14 protein-coding genes are annotated in these 12010 nt (G+C 63.4%); 11 read left to right on the top strand and 3 right to left on the bottom strand.

All coding sequences use genetic code 11. From position 1 onward, the window contains the following. From ABYB95_RS08395 to ABYB95_RS08405, 3 genes are all read left to right on the top strand, one after another. The coding region (locus tag ABYB95_RS08395) for an MFS transporter (RefSeq protein WP_372658016.1) at positions 1-830 on the top strand (830 nt) is incomplete at its 5' end. After that, positions 827-1333 carry a TRAP transporter small permease gene (locus ABYB95_RS08400; RefSeq protein ID WP_372658017.1) on the top strand — a complete coding sequence of 169 codons (507 nt, stop codon included), beginning with the start codon at positions 827-829 and terminating at the stop codon, positions 1331-1333. The genes ABYB95_RS08395 and ABYB95_RS08400, both read left to right, overlap by 4 nt. Before the next feature lie 9 nt (positions 1334-1342). Next, positions 1343-2644, top strand: a complete 1302-nt coding sequence (locus tag ABYB95_RS08405) for a TRAP transporter large permease (RefSeq protein WP_372658018.1) — start codon at positions 1343-1345, stop codon at positions 2642-2644. A 29-nt stretch (positions 2645-2673) separates the two neighbouring features. Here the strand turns inward: ABYB95_RS08405 and ABYB95_RS08410 are convergent, their stop codons facing one another. Both ABYB95_RS08410 and ABYB95_RS08415 read right to left on the bottom strand, forming a co-directional pair. Beyond that, positions 2674-2949 (bottom strand): DUF2164 domain-containing protein, encoded by a 276-nt coding sequence (locus tag ABYB95_RS08410; protein WP_372658019.1) that lies wholly within the window; start codon positions 2947-2949, stop codon positions 2674-2676. Between the two features lie 374 nt (positions 2950-3323). After that, on the bottom strand, positions 3324-4895 hold the full coding sequence (locus ABYB95_RS08415) for a YifB family Mg chelatase-like AAA ATPase (RefSeq protein ID WP_372658020.1): 1572 nt from the start codon (positions 4893-4895) through the stop codon (positions 3324-3326). A 392-nt stretch (positions 4896-5287) separates the two neighbouring features. On the opposite strand from ABYB95_RS08415, the gene glnK reads away from it, so the two are divergent. The 3 genes from glnK to ABYB95_RS08430 all read left to right on the top strand — a co-directional run bounded on the left by glnK (position 5288) and on the right by ABYB95_RS08430 (position 7609). Further along, positions 5288-5626, top strand: coding sequence for a P-II family nitrogen regulator (glnK, locus tag ABYB95_RS08420; RefSeq protein WP_372658021.1), 339 nt, complete (start codon positions 5288-5290; stop codon positions 5624-5626). Between the two features lie 30 nt (positions 5627-5656). Next, a complete protein-coding gene (locus tag ABYB95_RS08425; protein ID WP_372658029.1) occupies positions 5657-7132 on the top strand; it encodes an ammonium transporter in 1476 nt (491 codons plus the stop codon). Positions 7133-7378: 246 nt separating this feature from the next. Further along, positions 7379-7609, top strand: coding sequence for a hypothetical protein (locus ABYB95_RS08430; RefSeq protein ID WP_372658022.1), 231 nt, complete (start codon positions 7379-7381; stop codon positions 7607-7609). A 114-nt stretch (positions 7610-7723) separates the two neighbouring features. Here the strand turns inward: ABYB95_RS08430 and ABYB95_RS08435 are convergent, their stop codons facing one another. Continuing rightward, positions 7724-8278, bottom strand: a complete 555-nt coding sequence (locus ABYB95_RS08435) for a TetR/AcrR family transcriptional regulator (protein WP_372658023.1) — start codon at positions 8276-8278, stop codon at positions 7724-7726. A gap of 137 nt (positions 8279-8415) precedes the next feature. On the opposite strand from ABYB95_RS08435, the gene ABYB95_RS08440 reads away from it, so the two are divergent. The 5 genes from ABYB95_RS08440 to ABYB95_RS08460 all read left to right on the top strand — a co-directional run. Next, positions 8416-8832, top strand: a complete 417-nt coding sequence (locus ABYB95_RS08440) for a 4-oxalocrotonate tautomerase (protein ID WP_372658024.1) — start codon at positions 8416-8418, stop codon at positions 8830-8832. A gap of 53 nt (positions 8833-8885) precedes the next feature. After that, positions 8886-9185, top strand: a complete 300-nt coding sequence (locus ABYB95_RS08445; protein ID WP_372658025.1) for a hypothetical protein — start codon at positions 8886-8888, stop codon at positions 9183-9185. A 38-nt stretch (positions 9186-9223) separates the two neighbouring features. Then, positions 9224-9619: a lactoylglutathione lyase gene (gloA, locus tag ABYB95_RS08450; RefSeq protein ID WP_372658026.1), complete on the top strand. Its 396-nt coding sequence runs from the start codon at positions 9224-9226 to the stop codon at positions 9617-9619. 103 nt (positions 9620-9722) lie between these two features. Continuing rightward, positions 9723-10838 carry a glycolate oxidase subunit GlcE gene (gene glcE, locus ABYB95_RS08455; protein WP_372658027.1) on the top strand — a complete coding sequence of 372 codons (1116 nt, stop codon included), beginning with the start codon at positions 9723-9725 and terminating at the stop codon, positions 10836-10838. A 92-nt stretch (positions 10839-10930) separates the two neighbouring features. Continuing rightward, positions 10931-12010 (top strand): pentapeptide repeat-containing protein (locus ABYB95_RS08460; RefSeq protein ID WP_372658028.1); only part of this gene is annotated, 1080 nt, incomplete at its 3' end.

Below are 12010 nucleotides of genomic sequence, written 5' to 3' on the forward strand. Positions count from 1 at the left end.
AGCGCGGCATGGCCATCATATCGGTGGCCTTCGCGCTCATGCCCGCGGTGGCGCCGGTGCTGGGCTGGTGGTTGCTGAACTGGGGCGGTGGCTGGCGCATGACGCTGGGCGTCATGCCCGTGCTGATTGCGTTGGGCGGCGTGGTTGCGTTGGGGCTGCATGTGGAAACACGGCCCGATGCGACCCGCGCTCCCGGTTGGGACACGCTGGGTGCGATCTGGCGTGAGCGCACGCCGCGCTGGGTGGCCATCGGTTTTGCAGCCGTGAGTTCGGTGTTTTTTCTGCTCATCGCTCAAGGCCCATCGGCCTTGCGAGAAACGGTGGGTCTCAACGAGCGCGATATCGCCTTTGTGCTCGGGGGCACCTATCTGGGTTTCCTGGCCGGCAGCCTCTGGGCGGCACGGCAGGCGCGGCGCATGGGTGGGCTGGCCTTGTGTACCTGGGGCGGCGGTTGCGCGGCACTGGGCGTGGCCGCCATCGTGGGCTGCCTGTGGTGGCCTTCGCCGCTGGCCTGGATCATGGGCCTGCTGGTCTATTCAACCGGCCATGGCGTGATTTTTCCTGCCGCCATTGGTGTGATGATGCAAGCCATGCCGACCCGGGCCGGTATGGCGGCAGCGCTCACTGGCATGCTACAGATGGTGGTGGGGGCGGTGGTCAGTGGCGGCACCGCGCTGCTGCCCGGTACCGCGATGCAAAGAACCGCCGCCGTGGCGGTGTCGATGATTTTTCTGGGCCTGTTGGCCTTGTTCTTCGCACACCGCAGGAACGGGGTGAACGACGATGAAGAGGCGCTGAACCCGGCGCGAATCCAAAGAGGAGTGTTATGAAGATATGGACCGATAGGGCCCTGCTGGGCCTGCATGTGATGGGCGCTTGCGTGCTCACCATTCTGACGATGGTGATTTTCTACGACGTCACCGCGCGCACCTTTTTCAACACACCGTTTGCGGGAACCGCCGAACTCGCAGGCGTGGGCTTGGTGCTGTTGACCTTCATGCAAACACCTTACGTGATCCGCGAACGCAAGCTGTTGCGCGTGACCTTCTTCCTGGACCGCGTGCCCCCGGCGGTGCGCAGCCAGCTCAACGCGTTCACCTATTTGCTGGGCGCGGCCTTCTTCATGGCCATGGTGATCGCCTCGTGGGAGCCTTCGATTGCAGGCTGGAACAGCGGTGAATTTTTTGGCAACGACGCTTTCCGCATCCCCGCCTGGCCGCTTCGCTTTGGCTCCATCGTGCTGTGGCTGATTGCTGCGGCGGTGTGCGTCGGCTTTGTCGCCGAAGGCGTGCGCGGGCGCATGGGCGCCAAAGAAGAACAACAGCCGGAGTAGGACCAGAACATGTCATTTGAAATGTGGAGCGGCCTCATCGCGCTGCTCGTGCTCGTCGTGGTGGGTGTGCCCATCGTTTTCGCCTTCGCGGCCTCTGCCGCCCTGGGCCTCTATTTCGCGCTGGGCGGTCTGGAGCCCATGATCAATTTGTTGCAGCAAACCGCGCTCTCGGGCATCAAGGAATACAACTTCATCGTCATCCCCTGCTTCACCGTCATGGGCATGCTGATCGCGCACTGTGGCGCAGCAAGCGACCTGTTCAACGTGGTCAACCGCGGCTTGCGCGGTGTGCCCGGGCGGCTGGCTGTGGCCACCGTGGGCGGCAACGCGGTGTTTGCCGCCGTCACAGGCGTGGGCGTGGCCGCCGCTGCGGCCTTCAGCCATGTGGCCTACCCGGTCATGCGCGAAGCCGGCTACAGCCGCAGCTTCGCCACCGGGTGCATCGCCGGCAGCTCGGTGCTGGGGCTGTTGATTCCGCCGTCGGTGTTCATGATCGTCTGGGCCATCCTCACCGAGCAGTCGGTCGGACGGCTTTTTGCGGCGGGCGTTTTCCCGGGGCTGCTGCTGGCTTTCATGTACGGCCTGTACTGCGTCGTCTACGCCAAGCTCAGGCCTTCTGCGGCGCCCGAAGTGGCCGAGGAAGACCGGGTGGCCCTCACGCGCGGACAGGTGGGTGGCGCGCTGGGTGTCGGCGTGCTCATCATGGTCACGCTCGGCGGTATCTGGTTCGGTTACTTCACCCCCACAGAAGGCAGTGCCGTCGGCCTGGTCGGGGCGGCCATTCTGGCCTGGTGCAAGGGCTTGCGCTGGCGCGGCGTGTTTGACGCCTTTGTCGAGTCTGGCCGCACCGTCACGCCCATCATGCTGTTGCTGCTGACCGCCACGATCTACAGCAAACTCATCGCCCTCAACGGCATCCCGCAAGAAGTGCAGGCCCTGCTGGCGTCACTGGGCCTGGGCACCGGCGGCACCCTGTTGTTCATGGTCGCTGTGTGGTTCTTTCTGGGCGCCATGATCGACAGCATCTCCATCATGTTGCTCACGGTGCCGATCTTCTGGCCGGTGGCCATGGCCTTGGGCATCGACCCGATCGTGTTTGCGCTGATGGGCATTCTGGTGATCGAGGCCGGTGTGCTGACGCCACCCTTTGGCATCGGCGTGTTCGTGGTCAAGGCCGCCATTCCGGACCGCAACATCAAAGTCAGCGAAATTTTTGCCGGCGCCGTGCCCTACTGGGTTCTGATCCTGTTCATGGCATGGCTGATCTATGTATGGCCTTCGCTGGCAACGTGGTTGCCGTCGCATATCTGAGCAGACAACCCCCGCTGAACAGGCCCTGTTCAGGTACGCCCGCGCGGCTTGTGGCCCGCTGATTTCCAGTAAGAAAATTCGTCCTCATGGACTTCAATGTCCAGCTCCTGCACGCGACCCAGCATGCGCGCCTGCGCGTCGGCCACGCCACGGTTGTACACGCTCGGGCCGATCTCCTGCAGGAAAAAATTCAACAATCCCCCGGCCGTCACGTTTCCGATGGGTTCGTCCATGTGCTCGCGGCAATAGCGCTCGATCGAGGTGATGGCCTGCTGGCGGGCTTCTTTGGATAGCCCGATGGGCATGGTGTCGGTCCGTGGGGCGTTCTATTGATCCGGCCCAGTGAAGTCTGATGTTTCGTTCGGGCTGAACCCGTCGAAGCCCTTTTCCCCGATCATCCTGAGCTGGTCGAAGGACAAGCTCAGGGCGAACGGTTCATATTTCATGGGGCCGGATCAATGCGGCAGAAACAGGTGTCAAAAAAGTCTGAAAGCGTCAAGTAGGCTCATAGTGTCGCACCCAACAACACACCATTGGAAACGGTATAAAACCTTCGCGGGCGTGCACTTGATAAGACCCAACAAGCGCAGGTCAGCTACCCAGCTTCTTAGATGTCTGTGATCCATCGCGTTGAGGGTGCCCGACACGTTTTGAAGTCGGTATGCGATGCGGCACGCAACTACAAGCCCTGCCGCAACACCCGCCGGTATTGCACGGCTTCTGCGATGTGCGTTGCGCCCACCGCATCCGCTCCCGCCAGGTCGGCAATGCTGCGCGCCACGCGCAGGGCGCGGTGGGTGCTGCGCGCGCTCCAGCCCAGACGGGTGGCGGCGGTGTTGAGGAACTTCAGTGCGGCGGCGTCGGCCATCACGTATTGGTCCAGTTCTTTGCCTTGCAGGGCCTGGTTGTTCTGGCCTTGGCGGGTGTGGGCGCGGTCGCGGGCCGTGGCCACGCGTTCGCGCACCAGGGCGCTGGTTTCGCCCGTGCCATGGTTCAGCAGTTCATCGGGTGGCAGGGCGGGCACTTCCACGTGCAGGTCGATGCGGTCCAGCAGCGGGCCGCTGAGCTTGCCCTGGTAGCGGGCGATCTGGTCGGGCGTGTCGCGGCAGGCTTTGCTCGGATGCCCCAGAAAACCGCAGGGGCAGGGGTTCATGGCGGCGATGAGCTGGAAGCGGGCTGGGAACTCGCTTTGCATGGCGGCGCGCGAGATGCGGATGTGGCCGCTCTCCAGCGGCTCGCGCAGCGCCTCCAGCGCCGCCCGGGGGAATTCGGGCAGCTCGTCCAGAAACAGCACGCCGTGGTGGGCCAGCGAAATCTCACCCGGGCGCGGCGGCGAACCACCGCCCACCAGGGCCACCGCGCTGGCGGTGTGGTGCGGGGCGCAGGTCGGGCGCTGGCCCCAGCGCTCCAGCGAGAAGCGCCCGGCCAGCGAGGCCACGGCGGCGCTGGCCAGGGCTTCGCTGGTGCTCATGGGCGGCAGCAGGCCGGCGAAGCGCTGGGCCAGCATGGATTTGCCGGAGCCGGGCGGGCCGACCATGAGCAGGCTGTGCCCGCCAGCGGCGGCGATTTCCAGCGCGCGGCGGGCGGCGGCTTGTCCTTTCACGTCGCCGAGGTCGGGGTAGCTCGGTGCCTGGCCAATGGGCTCGGGTGCCAGCCGCGACCAGCCGCCGCTGGGCTCCGCGCTGTCTGCCGAAGGGCTTTTGCCTTCGGGCAGAAATTGCGCCACCACGTCCAGCAAGTGGCGGGCGCGGTACACCTGCGCTTGCGGGACCAGGGCGGCCTCTTCGGCACTGCCGGGTGGCAGCACCAAACGGGTGCCCAACCTGTTGTTCGGACGTTGTCCGGGTACAGAGTCCTTGTGCAGAGCCAGGCTCATGGCGAGCGCGCCGCGCACCGGTCGCAGTTCGCCGCCCAGGGAGAGTTCGCCCGCAAATTCCCAGTCGGTCAGCTGCAGCGGATCGATCTGGCCGCTGGCCGCCAGAATGCCCAGCGCAATGGGCAGATCGAAGCGGCCCGAGTCCTTGGGCAGGTCGGCCGGGGCGAGGTTGACGGTGATGCGTTTGTTGGACGGAAATTCCAGCCCGGAATTGGCGATGGCCGAGCGCACCCGCTCGCGCGCCTCTTTCACTTCTGTGTCGGCCAAACCCACCAAGGTGAAGCTGGGCAGGCCGTTGGCCAGATGCACTTCGACAAATACCGGACGTGCTTCCAGGCCCAGCAAGGCCCGGCTGTGCACCAATGACAACCCCATTTTGATGTACTCCCTGTTTTGGTGCGCTTGCAGACGGTGCTTGGCGGCGGTAGAAACCACCTTGCCGCACTGACTTGGTGCGCTGACCTTTGGGGTGACACCCAGGGGCCGGCGCGCGCGGTTTCATCATGGCATAGGAGGGGTGCCGGTGCCCACCTCAAGGGTGGGAGCGGGGTGTTTTTGCGACAACTGCGGTGCCGCTATGCCTTAGACGGAGGATGCTCTGGCATGGTCTGTGCTTGGGTGTGTAAGCGATTGAATCAAAGTCATGGGGTTCCCATGAAACAGTCTGCATCCAAAGCGTCGTCTGCCTGTTGGGCAGGTGTTGTTCGTTCTCACCGAGGTGCTGGCCCAGCGGCTTGAGCACCCAGACTCAGAAGAGGAATCACAGCATGAAAATGGTTTCAGCCGTTATCAAACCGTTCAAGTTGGACGAAGTGCGCGAAGCGCTGTCCACCATGGGCGTTCAAGGTATCACCGTGACCGAAGTCAAGGGCTTTGGCCGCCAGAAGGGCCATACCGAGCTCTACCGTGGCGCGGAATACGTGGTGGATTTTCTGCCCAAAGTGAAGATCGAAGCCGCCGTGTCCGACGACTTGGTCGATCGCGTGATCGAGGCCATCGAAGGCGCTGCCCGCACCGGCAAGATCGGTGACGGCAAGATTTTCGTCACCGACCTCGAACAGGTGGTGCGCATCCGGACCGGTGAGACCGGCAAAGAAGCGCTCTGACCCCGCCATTGACCAAGAAAGATCATGGACATGAAAAAACAGATTTCCAAACTATGCCTGGGACTGGCGCTGGCCACCTTTGGCCTCGTGGGTTCGCTCAGCGGCTTGAACGCGGTGGCGCAAACCACCACCGAAACGCCGCCCGCTGTGACGGCGCCCGCCGATACCCCAGCGCCAGCCGCTGACGCAGCAGCACCTGCCGCCGAAGCACCCGCCATGGCCGAAGCCGCGCCTGCCGAGGCAGCGCCTGCTGCTGAAGCCGCAGCCCCCGCGCCCACGGTCGACAAGGGCGACGTGGCCTGGATGATGGTCTCCACCATCCTGGTCATCTTGATGGTCGTGCCCGGGCTGGCCCTGTTCTACGGCGGCCTGGTGCGCAGCAAGAACATGCTGTCCGTGCTGATGCAGGTGATGGTGGTGTTCTCGCTGATCTCCGTGCTGTGGGCCGTCTACGGTTACAGCCTGGCGTTCGGCGGCGAAGGCCTGATCATTGCCGACTTCAGCAAGGCCTTCCTGCTCGGCGTCACGCCCGCTTCTCTGGCCGACACCTTCAGCGAAGGCGTCAAGATCCCCGAGTTCATCTTCATCGCCTTCCAGGCCACGTTTGCCGGCATCACCTGCGCGCTGATCGTGGGTTCGTTCGCCGAACGCATGAAGTTCAGCGCCGTGCTGCTGTTCTGCGCCATCTGGTTCACCTTCAGTTACCTGCCAATCGCCCACATGGTGTGGGGTTCCGGTGGTTACCTGCTGGACAAAGGCGCGCTGGACTTCGCTGGCGGCACCGTGGTGCACATCAACGCGGCCATGGCCGGTCTGGTGGGCGCCTACATGGTGGGCAAGCGCATCGGCTACGGCAAAGAATCCATGGCGCCTCACAGCCTGACGCTGACCATGGTCGGTGCCTCGCTGCTGTGGGTGGGCTGGTTCGGCTTCAACGCCGGTTCCAACCTGGAATCCAACGGCGGCGCCACGCTGGCCTTCATCAACACCTTGTTCGCCACTTCCGCCGCTGTGCTGGCCTGGTCCGTGGGTGAAGCGCTGCACAAAGGCAAGGCTTCGATGCTCGGCGCTGCTTCGGGTGCTGTGGCCGGTCTGGTCGCCATCACGCCGGCTTGCGGTTCGGTGGGCCCCATGGGTTCCATCATCATTGGCTTGCTGGCTGGCTTCCTCTGCCTGTGGGGTGTTTCCGGCCTGAAGAAAATGCTCGGCGCTGACGACTCGCTCGACGTGTTCGGCGTGCACGGCGTGGGCGGCATCTTGGGTGCCCTGCTCACCGGCGTGTTCACCGCTCCAAGCCTGGGCGGCACCGGTGGTGAAGACTTCTCCATTGCCAGCCAGGTCGTGATCCAGGCTGAAGGCGTGATCATCACCATGGTCTGGTCCAGCGTGGTGGCCTTCATCGCCTACAAAATTGTGGACGTGCTGTTGGGTCTGCGTGTTTCGGAAGAGTCCGAGCGCGAAGGTCTGGACATCTCGTCCCACGGCGAGACCGCGTACAACCGCTGATCGCCCACCTGCCGGGTGGTGTGGTGTTGGGGTGCCAAGCCTCCCATCCACCCATCCCCGGCATGTTTTGAACATTGAGAGTCTCCTTTGGATGTTGAGCCCGCGCTGCCGCAAGGCACGCGGGCTTTTTTTCGTCCATCTGTTTGTCTGTTTACCCGTCCGGTCATCTGGTGAATACATCACTGATTTATCGGCGCGGGTCGGCCACCATGCGCGGCGGTCCAACACCGCTCTCGGGGAGTCTCCATGCTGTTCAAGCGTTTCCGCCGCACCGCCATTTCCATGGCCGCCTTGTTTCTGACCGGCTGGTTGGGCCAGGCCCTGGCCGCAACACCGGCACCCACAAAAAAACCACCCAGCAAGGTGAGCTTTGTGGACGCTCCTTCAGCCGAGAAACCCGCCGCGCGCGAAAAGCGGCTCAAGCGCGAATGCAAAGGCCGCCCCAACGCCGGCATGTGCCTGGGCCACACGCGCTAGGTTCTCCTGGTTCACGCGACGTGCCCACGGCGGTTGGGGCGTTGGGGCGCTTCCACACCGTCCAAGCCGACGGCGTCAATCCACTGGCCAGACGGCCCGTTCTGTGCGATGGATTTACAGCAACTGCTGGGCCGCCGCCTGCGCAATCTGTTCGGCGATCTCATCACGCTTTACCGCCCGAGCGAGCGTGACCGCACCTATTAGCGTGGCCAATGCCGAAAGCGCGGCGCCCGTCGTCTCGGGCTTTCCAGGGGAAACGGGCCCTGCCACGATGGACTGGGCGATAGACAGGAAGCGGTCCTCGAACACTTGCCGCGTTGCCTCGTCCGAGCGTGCCAACTCCGGGGTCAAGGTCTGAAGACTGCAGCTTTGGGTCAGGTCGCAGGTGCGCTTCGCGCCCAGGTAGAAGTTCACGAACTCTGGCCACCATTGGTCATGGTGCTCCTGCTGGAAGAAGTGAATGCCACCCAACAGATCGTCTAGTCCATGACCGACGGACTGCCGGAACGCCTCGGCCTTTGACCCGAAATGTACGTAGAAAGCACCGGACGTCACACCGGCGCGTTTTGCCAAGCCGTCCACGCCGACGCCGTAGCCATGACTCCGAAATCCTTCAGCCGCCGCCTTGACCATGCGCTGTCTTGTCAGTTCCTTCTTTTCACTTCTCATCTTGGGTCTCACCTGGGACTGGAAACAATCCCGATCATATCACTCGGATAACGATCGCTACTTTAAACTGCATCACGATCGTTATTTGATCGTGCCGCCCTGCAGAGCGATTCCCATTCACCAAACGGAGCTATCCAATGCCTCTCACACTCATCGTCACCGAAGGGATCCTTCCCCAACACCTTGTGGCGGACACCGTCGCACAGCTATCCGAGTCTTTCCTACGTTTGCACGGCCTTGCCGGAAATGGGGTGCTGACGCCCAACGTGGTCGGCCATGTGCAAACGGTACCGGTCAATAGCACCTTCTGCGGCTTAAAGCCGATGCCGGTGGCCGTTGTCGAATGGCTCACCCCCTCCTTCGCATTCACGTCGCGGGAGGTGCAGATCGCCTACGTGAAAGAGGCCACAGACATCGTGCACAAAGCGTGTGGTGGCAAACAACCCAGGGAACAAATCTGGGTGAACGTCAAACACGCGGTCGATGGCACCTGGGGTATCAACGGCGAGGCGATGACGAACGCCCAGCTACTTGAAGCTATCTCGGCCGGCTGAAACAAGGGCGGGGCGTCGCCCCGCCCTGTCTGCAATCAACATCAGGAACAACCATGCCTTTCGTACGCATCTTTCACGCCAGGGACAACCGCGAGGAAAAAGTCGAAGAATCGTCCGCTGGCATACACCAGGCCAAGGTCAAAAACTGTGGTCTGCCCGACGATGATCCGTTCCAAACGGCCTCGGGCGATGACCAGGCCGCAACGCGCATCTCCCTCAAATGCCTTGGCAGTCCACATTCAGCGAACGCGGCCAACGGGATCCGAACCGGGGAAGTGATCGTCAACCTCGTGGAAACCTGTCGAGAGAACGGGTCTTTCGACAACGGGCATTCGAAGTTCGCACCGGCATGAGCGAGACAAGTTTCGGTGGGGCTCACCCGTCCGTACCCATGGAAGGAGCCCGGCTGCTGCACACCATGCTTAGGGTGCGTGACCTGAACCGTTCGCTGGACTTCTACTCCAGTTTGCTCGGTATGCAACTGCTGCGCCGTCAGGACTTCGCGGAAGGCCGGTTCACGCTGGCCTTCCTCGGCTACGGACCCGAAAACGAAACCACGGTGTTGGAGCTCACGCACAACTGGGGGCTGCATGACTACGCCGTCGGCACGGGCTATGGCCATGTGGCCATCGGCGTGAAAGACGTGGAGGCTGTGACGCAGGCATTGGCCCACGCGGGTGTCAAGGTCGTGCGTCCCGCAGGACCATTGAAGGGCGACCCGAGGGAGATCATCGCATTCGTCGAGGACCCCGATGGCTACAGACTGGAGCTTATCCAGCGATCGTGAAAGCGCTCAGCCGCGCGGCAAAGGCCCCTCGATTGCAGCCCAGCATGCAGAAAATTCAAACCACCCGCAGAGTGTGGAGGCTACCATCGCTGGCATGTCCTCCATGCCCCCAGAAAACCCCCGCGAGCTGATCGACCGGGTGCGCGCCGCCAGTGCGGCCCGCACGCCCTTGCGCATCGCCGGTAACGGCACCAAGGCCTTTTATGGTGAGCAAGTGGCAGGTGCGCCCTTGTCCACAAGGGAATGGGCGGGCGTCACCAGCCACGAACCCAGCGAACTCGTGGTCACCGTGCGCGCCGGTACGCCTTTGGCCGAGCTGGAAACGGTGCTGGCCGAAAAAGGCCAGTGCCTGCCGTTTGAACCGCCGCACTTTGGGCCGGGCGCCACCGTGGGCGGCATGGTTGCCAGCGCTCTGGCCGGGCCTGCGCGCGCCAGCGCGGGCGGTGTGCGCGATTTCGTGCTCGGCCTGCAGCTCATCAACGGCAAAGGCGAATGGCTCACCTTTGGCGGCCAGGTGATGAAAAACGTGGCCGGCTACGACGTCAGCCGCCTCATGGCCGGCTCCATGGGCACGCTGGGTGTGATCACCGACGTTTCGCTCAAGGTGCTGCCCTTCGCCCCTGCCGAAGCCACCCTGGTGTTCCCGCTGAGCCAGGCCGATGCACTGGCCCAACTGCACCGCTGGGGCGGCCAGCCGCTGCCGCTCAACGCCAGTTGTTATGTGAAAGACGACACCCAGCCCGATGCACCCGAACTGCTGTTCGTGCGCCTGCGCGGTGCCAAAGCGGCGGTGGAAGCCGCTGCCGAGCGCATGGCCCAAGAAGCGGGTGGCACGCGCATGGACAACGCCCAGGCCGGTCCCGACTGGACGGACTGCCGCGAACAACGCCTGCCCTTCTTCAGCGCCCCCGGTGCCGAGCACGGCCTGTGGCGGCTCTCGTTACCGCAAACCACCCCGGTGCTCGCGCTGCCGTATGCCCAGCTGATCGAATGGCACGGCGCCCTGCGCTGGCTCTGGGCGCCCGCCTCGGCCGCCCGCGAGCTGCGCAGCACCGCCGCCCAGGCCGGTGGCCACGCCACCCTGTTCCGCGCCCCGGCCTCGGGCGACGCGGGCGTGCCGCGCTTCGACGCGCAAAGCGCAGCGCTCACCACCATCCAGCAACGCCTGCGCGCCGAGTTCGACCCGGCGGGCATCTTCAATCCCGGTCGCTTGGGCTGAACGGGTAGGGCATGGCGGCGCCAAAGACCTATTCGGGCAACGGTCGTTCAGTGACGTTGGCCGATCCGGACAACATCCAGCGCGACGAGTGCTTGGCCCTGGCCATGTGTGGCCGCGAGGCCTGGAACGGCTGGCGCGCCGAACATCCGGTCCGCAACGCTGGTCAGGGCAGCCGCGCCAATTTTGCGGATTTTTCGAATTACGACCTCACGGGTCTGGACGTCGATTTCAGCGGTTTCGTGTTTGGCGAGGACGCTGTTTTTTCGGTATGCCAGTTTGGCAGGAGGGCGCGCTTCGAACGCTCTGTATTGGATTCGGGGGCCAATTTCAGCGGAGCCCGTTTCGAAGGTGGTTTGAACTTTGAGGGCGCAAGCTTCGGTGACTTTGTGCGTTTTGACGACATCGAGGTTGGCGGTCCAGCCCAATTCGAGGCGGCGCAGTTCGGTCACGACTGCCGTTTTTCCAACGCCATTTTTTCCGACAGTGTTTCGTTCCAAGGTGCGGTCTTTGGCGTTGTCGCCGGATTTTCCGGGGCCTGCTTTCTGGGCGTGCTCCATTTTGATGGCGCCATTTTTGGCGGCTCGGCGGATTTCGAAAATACGGTTTTCGGTGATGAGGTGGTGATGCGTGCCACGACCTTCGGCGGGAGGGACAAATTCTCCTGTGGCGCTGGCTACGTTTCACCCGCATCGGTGGACGCCGCATTGAAGCGGGCGGGCGAGCCTGCGGGCCGCAAGGCGTTGCAGCGGGGCAGCTTTCAGCGGGTCGATTTTTCCGGTGCGATTTTCCAGGGCGCCGTTGACTTCACTGGCCGCCGTTTTCTGGGTGAAACCAATTTCGGACGCATGCAACAGCGCTGCACGTTCCAGCGGACAGTGGCCGATGGGCTGCAGAACGAAACCATCGAACGCCGGAGTACCGTGTTCGTTCATGCGCCCAGCTTCCACGAATGCAAGCTGCACCAGAACACCAGCTTCGAGGGCGCCTCCTTTCCTGTCGCTCAAGGACGAGAAGCGGCTGCGCGTGCCTACCGGACGCTGAAGCTTGCCTTTGCGCAGCAGCAAGCCACACGCGAGGAGCAGCGCTTTTTTCGCCTGGAAATGGCGGAAGAAGCGCTCATGGCCTTGCCGCTGAGGGCCTGGTTGACCACCTGGTGGCAGCAGCGCCGCCGG

The sequence above is a fragment of the Hydrogenophaga sp. genome, from assembly GCF_041633695.1.
Classification (GTDB): domain Bacteria; phylum Pseudomonadota; class Gammaproteobacteria; order Burkholderiales; family Burkholderiaceae_C; genus Hydrogenophaga.